This window comes from Methylobacterium sp. D48H, from assembly GCF_053345715.1.
This window is the reverse complement of the sequence record NZ_JBKFAP010000002.1, coordinates 102,564-116,709: the sequence shown is the minus strand read 5'-3', so window position 1 is coordinate 116,709 and position 14,146 is coordinate 102,564. Positions and strand designations below refer to the sequence as shown.

Here is a 14,146-nt window from a genome sequence, read left to right as displayed (position 1 = left end):
CTTGCGGGATCGCGCGCGCAGGCGACACATCCATTGCGCGCGACCTGGATCTACTTCACCGATGCGGCGACCGTCGGCATCCGCGTGACGCTCTGGCGCGCTCAGCTGGCGGTCGCGGAGGCGTCCGACGTGCCGAGTTCGAGGAGGACGATCTCCGGCGGGACGCCCATCCGCACCGGGATCCGGCTCATCCCGAAACCGCCCGAGACGATCATGTGGCGGCCGTCCTGAACGATGTGGCCGTAGGAGTAATCGTGGCCGCGCACCTTCCGGATGGCGGGGGCGTGGCCGAACAGCCGGACCTGGCCGCCATGGGTGTGGCCGGCGAGGGTCAGCGAGACGCGGTCGGGCACGGAGACGAAGATGTCGGGTTCGTGGGCCATCAGGATCACGGGCGCCGAGTCCGTGACCGCTCGCAGCGTTCGCGGCAGGTCGGCCAGGCTGAACGTGCTCCACGCGTTGAGGAACGGCAGCTGGTCGCCGAGCCCGGCCAGCCAGAACGGCCGCCCGTCCTTCACGAGGCGCACGGCCTGATTCTCCAGGACCGGGATGCCCTGCGCCTCCAGTAGGCGCCGCACCGCCGGAACGCCGCGGCCGGCCCGCTGGACGGCGTGGTCGTCCCACCAATCGTGGTTGCCGAGAATCGCGTGCGTGCCGAGGGGCGCCTTCAGCTCGGTCATCATCCGGGCGAACTGGTCGAGCGGCAGCTTGCGCCACGCGATGCGCCCGGCCGGGTAGTCGCCGAGCAGCAGGACCAGATCGGGCGCGAGGGCGTTGGTGGCCGCGACGATCTCCGCCACCCGGTCGAACGGCATGTACGGCTCGCAGATGTGGAAATCCGCCAGCACCGCCACCCGCAGGCGCAGCGCCGGATCCCAGCGCGGCAGGGACGGCGCGTAGGACGTGACCACGAGCCGGTGCAGCGGCTCGACGTCGAAGGCGTAGACGCCCGTCGCGGCGGTGAGGCCGGCGCCCACGCCGAGCCCGGTCAGGAACTGCCGGCGGCTCGGCATGATCAGCATCGCGATAAGACCTGTAGGCTCCAGAACCCGCCGGGGTCCCGCTAGGCGCGCAGTCCGGCGAAAGCGGGGCGGGCCGCCTTCACGGCCGCGAGACCCTGGCCCGAAACCGGTTGACGGAATGTGGCCTGCCGCCGCGCTCGGTCTATAAGGCAGTGTCTCGTCCAGCGAAGCGATCCGGAACAGATGTTGAACCGCCCCCTGCGCATCGGCACCCGCGGCTCTCCGATGGCGCTCGCGCAGACCGGGATGGTGCGGGACCGGATCGTGGCGGCCAATCCGGGCCTCGAGACCGAACTGGTGGTCGTGACCACCGTGGCCGACAAGATCCTGGACCGGCCCCTGTCCGAGATCGGCGGCAAGGGCCTGTTCACCAAGGAGCTGGAACAGGCCCTGTTCGCCGGCGAGGTCGACGTCGCCGTGCATTCGATGAAGGACGTGGAGACCTGGCTCCCCGACGGCCTCACCATCGCCTGCATCCTCGCGCGCGACGACCCGCGGGACGCGTTCCTGTCGCCGCACGCCGACGGATTGGCGGGGCTGCCGGCCGGCGCTCGGGTCGGGACCTCGTCGCTCCGCCGCGGCGCGCAGGTGCTGATGCGGCGGCCCGATCTCCGAGTGGTCCCGCTGCGGGGCAACGCCAACACCCGGATGCGCAAGCTCGAGGCCGGCGAGTGCGACGCGACGCTCCTCGCCATCGCGGGCCTGGAGCGCCTCGGCCTGGAGAGCATGGCGCGCAGCGTCCTGTCGGTCGAGGAGATGCTGCCGGCCGTGGCGCAGGGCGCCCTCGGCATCGAGTGCCGCTCGGACGACGCGGCGATCCGCGACCTCCTGGCGCCCATCGCCTGCGCGCGGACCACCATCGCGGTCTCGGCCGAGCGGGCGCTGCTCGCGGAACTCGACGGGTCCTGCCGGACGCCCATCGCCGCCCTGGCGCAGATCGACGGGGACACTCTGCGGATCGACGGGCTGCTCTTCCTGCCCGACGGCAGCCGCCACTGGGCGGCGTCCCGGCAGGGGCCCGTCGCGGAGGCGGAGCGGATCGGCCGCGAGGCGGGCGCGGCGCTCAAGGCGGCGGCCGGCGACACCTATACCCGCCACCTCCAGTGAGGGCCGGCCGATGCCCCGCGTGACTGTGGTCGACGTCTTCACGCACGCCGGCACGGGCGGCAATCCCTGTCCCGTCGTCTCCGACGCGCGGGCCCTCGACGCGGAGGCCATGCGGGGCGTCGCCCGGCGGTACGGCCACGAATCGGGCTTCGCGCTGCCGGCCGATGACCCGGCCCACGATCTGCACCTCCGCTTCTTCGTGCCGAACCACGAGATGGAGATGTGCGCCCACGCCACGATCGGCGTCCTGTGGGTGCTCGCCCGCGAGGGGCGCCTCCCGGAGGGGTCGGTCCGCATCGCCACCGGCAGCGGTTCCGTAACGGGGTTCGTCAGCCCGCGCGGCGCGGATGCTTGGAGCGTCGCGATCACGCAGTCGGTCGGCCGCGTGCGGCCCCTGGCGGACGAGCAGAGCGCCGCAGCCCAAGCGGCGCTCGGAATCGGGCGCGACGCCCTCGCTGCGCGGCCGGTCCACAACGCTGTGACGTCCCGGATCAAGACGCTCGTGCCGATGCGCGACGCGGCGGCGCTGAACGCCCTCGCGCCCGCCAGCGATGCCGTCGAGGCTGCCTGCACGCGGATCGGGTCGACCGGGCTCTACCCCTACGCCGTGCTCGACGGCCCGGCCCGGCTGTTCGAGGCGCGGCAGTTTCCCCGCGCCTCCGGCTATCCCGAGGACGCCGCCACGGGCATCGCGGCCGCCGCCCTGGCCTTCGGGCTGTTGCAGGACGGCCTCATCGAGCCGGACGACCGTCCGATCCGGATCCTGCAGGGTCGGGCTATGGGCCGCCTGTCCGAGATCCGGGTGCGGCTCGGCTTCGTGGACGGCCGCCCGGTCGGGTGCCTGCTGGAGGGCGACGTCGCGCTCGCCGAATCCGCCGACCGCGTGACCGCGACGGATGAGGGCGGCCGGATCGCGGGGTAGTGGCTCACCGCGCCGTCACGGCCCGGAGGCCGCCGTCGGTAACCGTGGTCTCAATCCACCTTGCCGTCCCGGTCGCGGCGGATGCTGCGGCGGACCGCGATGAGCTGCCAGGCCCCGACACCCAGCGCCAGGGCGAAGACGAGTCCGATATCGAGGGCGGCGAACAGCCCGTCGCGCACCGATGAGCCTCCGCCGCGCCGATCAGGACGGTGCGGAGCGGCCGAACGCCTCGCGCTCGCGCATCCGCTCGATCAGGTCGAGGACGTGCACGACCCGGCCGCCGACGTCCCACCAGGGCCGCAGCGCCGGGCGCGCGCGCATCGGCAGGACCGGCTCGGCCGCCACGGCCTCGATCAGGAACGCCGTCTCGGGAAGCGGGGCCGCGCCGAGGCCGGCCGCGTCCGCGGGCGTTCGGATCGCGCGGACGATCAGGGCGAGCTTCCGCGCCGTCGTGACCCGGGCGCGGTGGCGGACCGAATCGTAGCCCTGCGCCGCAACGACCCGGCCGATCTCGGCGTAGATCAGCCCCGCCGCCCGGATCGAGGGCCGGCAGCCGCGTGGCAGCACCGCGATGCCCGCCTCGGCGCGCGCGTAGAGGCTGTCCGCCTCGGCGAGGAGGCGGGCCACCACGCCGGCCAGGGCCGGGCTCGGCCGCGGACCGGCGAGGAACGCGTCCGGATCGAGCCCCGCCTCCCGCATCCAGTCCAGCGGCAGGTAGAGGCGGCCCATCCGCGCGTCCTCGCCGACGTCGCGCGCGATGTTGGTGAGCTGCATCGCGGCGCCGAGATCGCAGGCGCGGGCCAGCGCGTCGGGACAGCGGGTCCCCATGATCAGGGCCATCATCGCCCCGACCGAGCCCGCGACCCGGGCAGCGTAGGCGTGGAGCGCCCCGAGATCGCCGTAGCGCCGGCCCTCGGCGTCCCAGGCGAAGCCCTCGATCAGCGCGCGCGGCAGCGCTTCCGGGATCGCGTGGGCCGCGACGATCTCCGCGAAGGCGCGGTCCGCCGGGGCGTCGGCGGGACGGCCCGCATAGGCTTGGCCGATCCGGGTCTCGAGACGCGCCACGGCGCCGCGCCGGTCAGCCGGGCTCGCCGCATCGTCGACGAGATCGTCGGACAGCCGGCAGAAGGCGTAGAGGCCGTAAGCCGCCTCGCGCATGTCGGCCGGCAGCAGCTGGCCGGCCGCGAAGAAGCTCTTCGAGCCGGCCCGGATCGCCATCCGGCAGGCGGTCCGGTCGGCCGCGGCGGCGAATTCAGGCGGTAACGCGGGCATCGGGGACCACGCTGTCGAGGATGCGGGCGGAGGACAGCACCCCGGGGAGGCCGGCCCCCGGATGCGTGCCGGCCCCCACGAGGTAGAGGTTGCGGACTGCGCTCGACCGGTTGTGCGGACGGAACCAGGCCGATTGCGTCAGCACCGGCTCCAGGCCGAATCCGGAGCCCCGGTAGCTCAGGAAATCGTCCTGGAAATCCAGCGGCGTCGTCACCTTCGAGGTCACGATGGCCTCCGACAGGCCGGGCATCACGCTCGCCTCGAGCAGGGCGGCGATCCGGCGCCGGTACGGTTCGGCGAGGGTCTGCCAATCCTGGCCGCCGGCGAGGTTCGGCACCGGGGCCAGCACGTAGAAGGCGTCGCATCCCGGCGGGGCGAGGCTCGGATCGGTGGCGGTCGGACGGTGCAGGTAGAGGCTCGCGTCCTCGGCCAGCACCTTGCGGTCGAAGATGTCGGCGAGCAGGCCGCGGTATCGGGGCCCGAGCAGGATCGTGTGGTGATCCACCGCCGGGTAGCGCCGCTTGGTGCCGAAGTACCAGACGAACAGTCCCATCGACGAGCGGGCTCGCTGGAACCGCCCCGGGCTCCAGCGCTGCGCCTCCGGAAGCAGGCGCGCGTGCGTCACGGCCGAATCGGCATTGGACACCACGACGTCGGCCGCGATCGTCTCGCCGCTGGTCAGGTCGACGCCGGTGGCCGCCCCCGCCTCGACCCGGATGCGCGCGACCTCGACGCCGAGGCGCAGGCGGCCGCCCTGCGACCGGATCAGCCGCACCAGCCCGTCGACCAGCTGCCCCGTACCGCCCATCGCGAAGTGAACGCCCCAGCGCCGCTCGAGGTCGGCGATCAGGCAGTAGATGGCGCTGGCCCGGAACGGGTTGCCGCCGATCAGGAGCGGATGGAAGCTGAAGACCGTGCGCAGCCGCTCGTCGCGGATGAAGCGCGCCACCACGTCGTGCACCGAGCGGTGTCCCGAGAGGCGCAGCAGGTCGGGCGCGATCTTGAGCATCGCGCCGACGCTGCCGAACGGCACGTGTCCGAGCTGCTCGAACCCGATCCGGCAGACGGCGCGGCTGTGCGCCATGAAGCGCTCGTACCCCGCGACGTCGTCCGGCGCGAAGCGGGCCACCTCGGCGCGCATCCGGTCCACGTCGCCGCTGTAGGCGAAGGACGTGCCGTCGGCGAAGCGGATCCGGTAGAACGGATCCATCGGCACCAGCGTCACGTCGTCGGCGAGCCTGCGGCCGGCGAGCTGCCACAACTCCTCGAAGAGCTGGGGCGCGGTAACGATGGTCGGACCGGCGTCGAAGGTGAAGCCGTCCTGCCTGTGGACGCGGGCCCGTCCCCCGGGCTGCGCGAGGCGCTCCAAGACGGTGACGCGATAGCCGCGCGCGCCCAGCCGGACCGCCGCGGCGAGACCGCCGAAGCCCGAGCCGACCACGACGGCGTGCGGGCGCCGATCGATCTCTTGCGCAACCCGATGGTCGACCGCGAGTGTCAGCATTGCTTGACACTATCGCGGTCCTTTCCCGCCGCGCAAGGACGAAATCATGCGCGTTCCTGGCGGCGATGGTCGCGTCAGAACTCGCCCGCGAGGCCGGCGCGGACACCGACAGCGTTGTCGCCGCCGTAGGCCACGCCGGCGGTCACCGCGATCGGGACGCAGCAGGTCGGCAACCGGTGCGCCACAGCGAGACCGCCGGCCCACTCGCCCCGGTAGGTCGCCCCGTTGGTGGCCCAGGTCGTCTTGCCCGGCGCCGACGGCATCGGCGCGGTCGCCATCGCGATGGCCATGGCGACGCCCTGCCGGGCCTCCTTCCGCGTCTGGATCGCGTAGCGCTGGACCGAGTCGGTCTTGGCTTCCAGGTTGTTGACCTGCGCCTGCACCGAATCGATCCGGTTGCCGAGGCCGGCGATCGTCGACGGTCCGTAGGCCGAGGCCGCGAGGTTACCGTTCGCGTCCGTGGTCACGAAGGCCGTCGCTCCGCTCTGGGCGGCGGTGCTCGCCTGCGAGGCGATGCCGGCCAGCGTGTAGGTGTTCGCGGAATTGCCGATCGCCACCTGGTTGGCCTGGGTCGTCTTCACGTTCGCGCCGATCGCGATCGTGTTGGCCTGATTGGCGGCCGCCCCGTTGCCGAGCGCGACGCTGTTGTTGCCGGCCGCCGAGGCGGCCGCGCCGACGGCGGTCGAGCCGGTCCCGGTCGCGCCGGCGACGAAGCCCAGGGCGGTGCTGCCGGCTCCGGACGCCGCGGAGGCCGTGCCGATGGCCGTTCCGCCGAGGCCCTGCGCGCTGGCCGCGTAGCCGAGGGCGACGCTGCCGGTGTTGGCGGCGCTGGCGCCCGTGCCGACCGCGGTCGAGGCCGTCCCGGCCGCGCTCGAACCGTAGCCCACCGCCAGCGCGTCGCTGCCGACGGCGATCGGCGCGGCCTGGTTGCTGGTATTGTTGGCGGCGACGCCCGTGACGCTCGTGAGCTGCGAGAGCCTCAGCTCGTTGATGACGGTCTGCCCCTGGGACTGCGTCACGTTGCCGGTGATGATGTAGATGCCCTGATTAGACCCGCCACCGGTACCACCACCGGTTCCGCCTCCGCCGGTCCCACCCCCGCCGGTGCCGCCGCAAGTGCCGCAGCCGCCCGTTCCGGTCCCTCCCGCGGTTCCCAGGGTGAGACCGGTGCCGAGCAGCCCGTCTCCCGGACCGGTCGTGCCGACGAGCACGCCGGTCCCGAGCACACCCCCGCTGGTGGTTCCTACGTTGAGGCCGGTCCCCAGCACGCCGGTGCCGGGATCTGTGGTACCGACCGTGACGCCGGTGCCGAGAAGCCCGCCGCTCGTCGTGCCGACATTGAGGCCGGTTCCGAGCACGCCGCTGCCGGGGCTGCTCGTGCCGATCGTGAGCCCGGTGCCGAGGATGCCATTCGTGGTTGTATCCAGCGCGCCGCGCAGGAGCTGCGCCTGGGCGGGCGTCGCCAGGGCCGTGCAGAGCAGGAGCCCGGCCGCGATCGGGATCGCGCGGGCGGCGCCCGGACGGAGGACAGCGATCATCGCAGTCCGCGGCGTAACCGGGACGACGGTCAAGGGACGCATCTGGAACTCCATTGCTGCGCGGCCGGGGAGCGATTCCGATCCGGCCCTGCAACCCGTTGGTCGGCAAGCAGGAACGAGATGCAGCTTCTGGTAGAATGATTAACGCTAACTTTCAGTTGTATTTGGTTTCGTCGTTTCCCGTACAATGACGCGGTTCGCGGAGGCCGGCGCGCGCGCCGTCGCCCGCCTCAGAAAACGCGTGTTTGCGCGGCGATATCGCGCCGCAAAGGGGCTATAGGGGCTTGGAAATCCGAGCTTTCGGCAGGGAACGGACGCGTGATGGACGGTCGAGGTCAGACCATTTTCGTGGCGGGCCATCGCGGCATGGTGGGCTCGGCGATCGTGCGTCGCCTGCGTGAGCTCGGTCACGAGCGGATCCTCACGGCCGACCGCCGGACCCTCGACCTCCTCGATCAGGCCGCGGTCCGGCGCTTCTTCGCCGAGAACCGCATCGACCAGGTCTACCTCGCCGCCGCGCGCGTCGGCGGCATCCACGCCAACAACACCTACCCGGCCGAGTTCATCCACGAGAACCTGCTGATCCAGTCGAACCTGATCGACGCCGCGCACACGCACGGCGTCGACCGGCTGCTGTTCCTGGGCTCGTCCTGCATCTACCCGAAGCTCGCGCCCCAGCCGATGCGCGAGGACGCCCTGCTGACCGGGCTGCTCGAGCCGACCAACGAGCCCTACGCGATCGCCAAGATCGCGGGGATCAAGATGTGCGAGAGCTACAACCGCCAGTATGGGCGCCGCTATCGCAGCGTGATGCCGACGAACCTCTACGGCCCGAACGACAACTTCCATCCCGAGAACGCCCACGTGCTGCCGGCGCTGATGCGCCGCTTCCACGAGGCGAAGCGGGAGGGTCTGGCGAAGGTCACGGTCTGGGGCACCGGCCGGGCGATGCGCGAGTTCCTGCACGTCGACGACATGGCGCGGGCCAGCGTCTACGTGATGGAGATGGACGACGCGGTCTACGCCGCGAACACGCGCCCCGACCTCTCGCACATCAACGTCGGGACGGGTGAGGACTGCACCATCCGTCAGCTCGCCGAGGCGCTCGCGCGGGTGATCGGCTACGGGGGGGAGCTGGCGTTCGACGCGACCAAGCCCGACGGCACGCCGCGCAAGCTGATGGACGTGTCGCGGCTGCGGGCGATGGGTTGGCGGCCGGAGATCGCCCTCGAGGACGGCCTGCGCCAGACCTACGGCTGGTTCCTGGAGAACCACGCGACGCTGCGGAGCTGACCGGGCCCGCAGTCCCGCCGCCCGGCTCACCGACCATCGCACAGCCACCGGGCATCCGCCCGGCGAGGAGACGGACCATGGCCCACCGGCCGCCCGACGACAGCGCGGACGCGCGACGGCGGAAGTTCCTGCAGAGCTTCCAGAACTTCGACGCGAACAGCCGGTTTCCCGCGCCCTACGCGCAGTTCGCCGGGAAGCCGCTGACCGAGGCGTCCGGTCAGGGCTGGCGCTACGACGCCCTTGGGTATCGCAACGACGCGCACGCGGACGCGCGGCCGCCCTCCGAGACGCTGCGGGTCTTCGTCGTCGGCGACAGCACGCTGATCGACGGCCAGGTCTTCGCCGATACCGTGCCCGGACGCCTGGAGACCGGGCTGAAGCAGGCGCACGGGCCCGGCGCGCGGGTCTACAATTTCGGCGCGGTCTCGGCCTGTCTCAACCAGATGATCGCCCTGATCACGACGCGGCTGATGGACCTGCAGCCCGACGTCATCCTGGTGGTCGGCGGCGCGACCGACATCTTCCAGCCGTGGAGCTTCGATCCGCGGGCCGGCGTTCCCTACAATCACTTCGCGAACGAGAGCCTCTACGACTACTTCTTCGACCCGAGGAAATCCGCCGAGGACGCGGAGGACCTGTCGTATGACGGCCTGCAGGCGATGATCTTCAATCGCCTCGAGAACCTGCGCGCGCTGACGAACTGGCAGTCCGACATCTGGGAATGGGAGGTGGTGCGGCAGTTCGAGCTGGCGCTCAGGCGCCTCGCGCGGCTCGCGCCCGGGATCGGCGCGCCGGTCCGGTTCCTCCTGCAGCCGACGGTCGTCCGCAAGGGGGCGCTCGCGGGCGCGGAGGCCGGCGCCGCGTCCGGCGCGTTCCTCGCCTATCTCGACCGCCAGTACGAGCGCTTCGAGAGTGTCCTCGGGCGGCTGGACACGGCCGACCGGTCTTTCGCGGCGCGGGATCTGAGCCGGCTGTTCGAGGCCGACGCCCGCGCCCTGTTCACCGACATCGTCCACGTGACTTCGGAGGGGCGCCAAGTGATGGCCGACCGTCTCCAGGCGGAGGTGGTCGAGACGGTCGGGGCGGCGACGGCCGCCTGAGCCATGGCCGAACCGATCGTCTTCGTGGGCGACTCGATCACGGAGCTCTGGGGCTTCCACCGGGCCGGCACTTTCGAGGCCTACGACCTCATCCCCCGTGGCGGCTCCGGGCAGACGGCGCGCTGGATCACCATGCGGTTCGCCCGCGACCTCGCGGAGACCGGCGCCCGGGGCGTGCATCTCCTGTGCGGCGTCAACGATATCGGCCGCAACGAGGGTGTCTTCGTCCCGGTCGAGGAGATCTGCCGCACGCTCGCCGGCATGCTCGACGAGGCCCGTGCCCTGGGCGTGAAGGCCTGGATCGGCTCGCTCACGCCGGTGGACGGCATCCCGTGGAATCCGGAGGTGCGGGACGCCCCCGCCATGATCGCGGCGGTCAACGCGTGGCTCCGGGATCACGCCCACGAGCACGGCGCGACGTTCATCGATTACCACGCCGTGCTGGTGTCCGAGACCGGCGGACTCCGGCCGGATTACGGGACGGACGGGCTCCACCTGAGCCCGGCCGGATACGCGGCGATCGAGCCGTTGATGCTCCGGGCGCTGGGGCGCATCCCGGACGCCCCATCCGCCCCTGCCCTGTCGGTGAACGGTGCGCCCGCGAACACGGCCCGGTCCGTCCGCGCGCGCCTCATCGGCGTCGCGGTGGTGGCGGCGGCCCTGTTGGCCGCCATCGCCGCCCTGGTCCTCGAGCTCCGCTGATCAGACCCGGCGCACCGCGCCGTGCGCCGCGCTCGTCGTGAGCATGGCGTAGGCGCGCAGGGCCGCGCTCACCTTCCGCTTGCGCGGCTTCGCCGGCTGCCAGCCCGCCGCCTCCTGGGCGGCCCGCCGCTGGTCGAGCTCCCCCGTCTCGACATCGAGGTGGATGCGCCGGTTCGGGATGTCGATGGCGATCCGGTCGCCGTCCCGCACGAGGCCGATGAGGCCGCCCTCGGCCGCCTCGGGCGAGACGTGCCCGATGGACAGGCCCGACGACCCGCCGGAGAATCGTCCGTCGGTGACGAGCGCGCAGGCCTTACCCAGACCCTTCGATTTCAGGTAGCTCGTCGGGTACAGCATCTCCTGCATGCCGGGGCCGCCGCGGGGGCCCTCGTAGCGGATCAGCACCACCTCGCCGGCCGTGACCTTGCCGTTGAGGATGCCGTCGACGGCCGCGTCCTGGCTCTCGAACACGCGGGCGGTGCCCGTGAAGGTCAGGATCGAGGTGTCGACGCCCGCGGTCTTCACGATGCAGCCCTGCTCGGCGAGATTGCCGTAGAGCACGGCGAGGCCGCCATCCTGCGAGTAGGCGTGCGCCGCGTCGCGGATGACGCCGCCCTCCCGGTCGAGGTCGAGCGCGTCGAAGCGCGATTCCTGGCTGAACGCCACCTGGGTCGGCACGCCGCCCGGGGCCGCGCGGTAGAAGGTCTGGACCGAGGCGGCCGGTTCGCCGCGCACGTCCCAGCGGGCGAGCGCCCCGCCGAGCGTTCCGGCCGAGACGTTGCCGACGCCGGTGTCGATCAGGCCGGCCCGGTCGAGCTCGCCCAGGATCCCCATGATGCCGCCCGCCCGGTGGACGTCCTCCATGTGGACGTTGGCCACCGCCGGGGCGACCTTGCACAGCACCGGCACCCGCCGGGACAGCCGGTCGATGTCGGCCATGGTGAAGGGCACCTCGCCCTCGTGGGCGGCGGCCAGCAGGTGCAGCACCGTGTTGGTCGAGCCGCCCATGGCGATGTCGAGGGTCATGGCGTTCTCGAACGCCTGGAAGCTCGCGACCGCGCGCGGCAGCACGCTGGCGTCGTCCTGCTCGTAGTGGCGGCGGGCCAGATCGACGATCAGATGGCCGGCCTCGACGAAGAGGCGCTTGCGGTCGGCGTGGGTGGCGAGCACCGAGCCGTTGCCCGGCAGCGCCAGACCCAGCGCCTCGGTGAGGCAGTTCATCGAGTTCGCCGTGAACATGCCCGAGCAGGAGCCGCAGGTCGGGCAGGCGGAGCGCTCGATGACGGCGACGTCCTCGTCGGAAATCCGGTCGTCGGCCGCCGCGATCATCGCGTCGACGAGGTCGACCTTCCTGGCGATGCCCGGCAGCTGGACCTTGCCGGCCTCCATCGGGCCGCCCGAGACGAAGACGGTCGGGATGTTGAGGCGCAGCGTCGCCATCAGCATGCCGGGGGTGATCTTGTCGCAGTTCGAGATGCACACCATCGCGTCGGCGCAGTGCGCGTTGACCATGTACTCGACGGAATCGGCGATCAGCTCGCGGGACGGCAGCGAGTACAGCATCCCATCGTGGCCCATCGCGATCCCGTCATCGACCGCGATGGTGTTGAACTCCTTGGCGACGCCGCCGGCCGCCTCGATCTCCCGGGCGACGAGCTGGCCGAGGTCCTTCAGGTGGACGTGGCCCGGCACGAACTGCGTGAAGGAGTTCACCACCGCGATGATCGGCTTGCCGAAATCCGAATCCTTCATGCCGGTGGCGCGCCAGAGGCCGCGGGCACCGGCCATGTTGCGGCCGTGGGTGGTGGTGCGTGAGCGATAGGCAGGCATCGAGAGCTTCGACTGGTTCAAAGGTGAAGGGCTTCTGCGCCCGCGCCCGCGCATCCGCAAGCGTCGCCGGGAGACCGGCACCCGTGGCATGCTTCTGGCGGATGGCAGGAGGGAGGGGCGGATCACGATGACACAGGTGGATTTCCTCCGGCGCGCGATCGCGCAGGGTCAGGGCCGGGCCGAAGCCGATCTGGTCCTAAAGGGCGGCCACTTCCTCGACCTCGTCACCGGCGATCTGGTGGCCTCCGACATCGCGATCTGCGGCGACCGGATCGTCGGGACCTTCGGAGCGTATAGCGGCACCCGGGAGATCGACGTGTCCGGCAAGGTCGTGGTGCCGGGCTTCATCGACACGCATTTCCACGTCGAGTCGTCGCTGATGCCGCCGCAGGAATACGAGCGGTGCGTCCTGCCGCACGGCGTCACCACCGGGATCTGCGACCCGCACGAGATGGCCAACGTGCTCGGCACCGACGCCTTCACGTGGTTCCTCAGATCCTCCGAGACGCTGGCGATGGATCTGCGGGTGCAGCTCTCGTCCTGCGTGCCAGCCACCGACCACCTGGAGACCTCGGGCGCCCGGATCGAGGCGCAGGATCTCCTGCCCTTCGCGACGCACCCGAAGGTGATCGGCCTCGCCGAGTTCATGAACTTCCCGGGTGTTCTGGCGAGCGACCCGGGCGTGCTGGACAAGCTCGCGGCCTTCCAGGGGCGGCACATCGACGGGCACGCGCCGCTCCTGCGCGGCCTCGGCCTCAATGGCTACATCGCGGCGGGCATCCGCACCGAGCACGAGGCGACATCGCCCGAGGAGGCCCGCGAGAAGCTGTCGAAGGGCATGACCGTGCTGATCCGCGAGGGCTCGGTGTGCAAGGACCTGCACGCCCTCGCGCCGATCCTGACCGAGCGGACGGCGCCGTTCCTGGCCTTCTGCACCGACGACCGGAATCCCCTCGACATCGCCGAGGAGGGGCACCTCGACTTCGTCATCCGCACGGCCATCGCCCTCGGCGTGCCGCCGCTGGCCGCCTACCGGGCGGCCTCCTGGTCGGCGGCCCGCGCCTTCGGGCTGCACGACCGGGGCCTCGTCGCGCCCGGCCAGCGCGCCGACCTCGTGGTGCTCGACGATCTCGCCGCCTGTGCCGTGTCGCAAGTCCTCAGCGCGGGCCGGCCGGTGGACGCCGCGCTCTTCGACGCGCGCGCGTCGATCGAGCCGATCGGCCGCCGGAGCGTGCGGGCGCGGCACGTGACGGCCGCCGACTTCGCCGCTCCGGGCTCCGGGCCGTCGACGCCGGTGATCGGCGTCGTGCCCGGCAAGATCATCACCCTGCGGCACGACCTGACCCTGCCCTATTCCGGCGGCGAGCGCCGGATCGACCTCGACCAGGACGTCATCAAGGTCGCGGTGGTCGAGCGCCACGGCCGGACACAGCCGGGCGCGCGCGGCGTCGGGGTCGCGTTCGTGAAGGGGTTCGGCCTCAAGCGCGGCGCCATCGCCTCGTCGGTCGGGCACGACAGCCACAACATCACGGTGGTCGGGGCGGACGACGCCGACATGGCCGTGGCGGTGAACCGGCTCGGCGCGATCGAGGGCGGCTTCGTGGTGGTCGAGGGCGGCCGGGTGCTGGCCGAGATCGCGCTGCCGGTCGCCGGGCTCATGAGTCTCATGCCGTTCGACGCCATCCGCCGCTCGCTCGTAACCTTGCGCGACGCGGCGCGAAGCCTGGAGGTCGTCCTTCCCGAACCCTTCCTGCAGGTGGCCTTCCTGCCCCTGCCTGTGATCCCCCACCTGAAGATCACCGATCGAGGGCTCGTCGATGTCGACCGCTTCGCGCTGATCGATCCTTGAAACGCTG

The 14,146-nt window shown here is 71.8% G+C and carries 12 protein-coding genes; 6 read left to right on the top strand and 6 right to left on the bottom strand.

Going from position 1 to position 14,146, the window contains the following annotated elements:
- Nucleotides 1-101 precede the first annotated feature (101 nt).
- A complete protein-coding gene (locus ACLBX8_RS06685) occupies nt 102-1,022 on the bottom strand; it encodes a metallophosphoesterase (protein ID WP_020091969.1) in 921 nt (306 codons plus the stop codon).
- Nucleotides 1,023-1,205: 183 nt separating this feature from the next.
- On the opposite strand from ACLBX8_RS06685, the gene hemC reads away from it, so the two are divergent.
- Complete coding sequence (hemC, locus tag ACLBX8_RS06680; protein WP_020091968.1) at nt 1,206-2,129, top strand: hydroxymethylbilane synthase; 924 nt, start codon at nt 1,206-1,208, stop codon at nt 2,127-2,129.
- A 10-nt stretch (nt 2,130-2,139) separates the two neighbouring features.
- Nucleotides 2,140-3,051 carry a PhzF family phenazine biosynthesis protein gene (locus tag ACLBX8_RS06675; protein WP_447714790.1) on the top strand — a complete coding sequence of 304 codons (912 nt, stop codon included), beginning with the start codon at nt 2,140-2,142 and terminating at the stop codon, nt 3,049-3,051.
- Between the two features lie 50 nt (nt 3,052-3,101).
- Here ACLBX8_RS06675 and ACLBX8_RS06670 read toward each other — a convergent pair whose 3' ends face one another.
- The 4 genes from ACLBX8_RS06670 to ACLBX8_RS06655 all read right to left on the bottom strand — a co-directional run bounded on the left by ACLBX8_RS06670 (nt 3,102) and on the right by ACLBX8_RS06655 (nt 7,365).
- Nucleotides 3,102-3,230, bottom strand: coding sequence for a hypothetical protein (locus ACLBX8_RS06670; protein ID WP_447714789.1), 129 nt, complete (start codon nt 3,228-3,230; stop codon nt 3,102-3,104).
- A 22-nt stretch (nt 3,231-3,252) separates the two neighbouring features.
- Nucleotides 3,253-4,323, bottom strand: coding sequence for a phytoene/squalene synthase family protein (locus ACLBX8_RS06665; protein ID WP_447714788.1), 1,071 nt, complete (start codon nt 4,321-4,323; stop codon nt 3,253-3,255).
- The gene (locus ACLBX8_RS06660) at nt 4,304-5,827 is read right to left on the bottom strand and encodes a phytoene desaturase (RefSeq protein ID WP_020091964.1); all 1,524 of its coding nucleotides are present in this window, start codon (nt 5,825-5,827) and stop codon (nt 4,304-4,306) included. The genes ACLBX8_RS06665 and ACLBX8_RS06660 overlap by 20 nt, the downstream gene beginning before the upstream one ends.
- A gap of 74 nt (nt 5,828-5,901) precedes the next feature.
- Entirely contained in the window at nt 5,902-7,365 is a 1,464-nt protein-coding gene (locus ACLBX8_RS06655; protein ID WP_447714787.1) for a hypothetical protein, read from the bottom strand.
- Between the two features lie 321 nt (nt 7,366-7,686).
- Between ACLBX8_RS06655 and fcl the strand changes: the two genes are divergently transcribed.
- From fcl to ACLBX8_RS06640, 3 genes are all read left to right on the top strand, one after another.
- On the top strand, nt 7,687-8,658 hold the full coding sequence (gene fcl, locus ACLBX8_RS06650; RefSeq protein WP_447714786.1) for a GDP-L-fucose synthase: 972 nt from the start codon (nt 7,687-7,689) through the stop codon (nt 8,656-8,658).
- A gap of 77 nt (nt 8,659-8,735) precedes the next feature.
- Nucleotides 8,736-9,758: an SGNH/GDSL hydrolase family protein gene (locus ACLBX8_RS06645; RefSeq protein ID WP_447681328.1), complete on the top strand. Its 1,023-nt coding sequence runs from the start codon at nt 8,736-8,738 to the stop codon at nt 9,756-9,758.
- A gap of 3 nt (nt 9,759-9,761) precedes the next feature.
- Nucleotides 9,762-10,460: a GDSL-type esterase/lipase family protein gene (locus ACLBX8_RS06640; protein WP_447698715.1), complete on the top strand. Its 699-nt coding sequence runs from the start codon at nt 9,762-9,764 to the stop codon at nt 10,458-10,460.
- Here the strand turns inward: ACLBX8_RS06640 and ilvD are convergent, their stop codons facing one another.
- The gene (gene ilvD, locus ACLBX8_RS06635) at nt 10,461-12,290 is read right to left on the bottom strand and encodes a dihydroxy-acid dehydratase (protein ID WP_447698716.1); all 1,830 of its coding nucleotides are present in this window, start codon (nt 12,288-12,290) and stop codon (nt 10,461-10,463) included. It abuts the gene before it with no gap.
- A 127-nt stretch (nt 12,291-12,417) separates the two neighbouring features.
- On the opposite strand from ilvD, the gene ade reads away from it, so the two are divergent.
- On the top strand, nt 12,418-14,139 hold the full coding sequence (ade, locus tag ACLBX8_RS06630) for an adenine deaminase (RefSeq protein WP_447698717.1): 1,722 nt from the start codon (nt 12,418-12,420) through the stop codon (nt 14,137-14,139).
- The last annotated feature ends 7 nt before the right edge of the window (nt 14,140-14,146 follow it).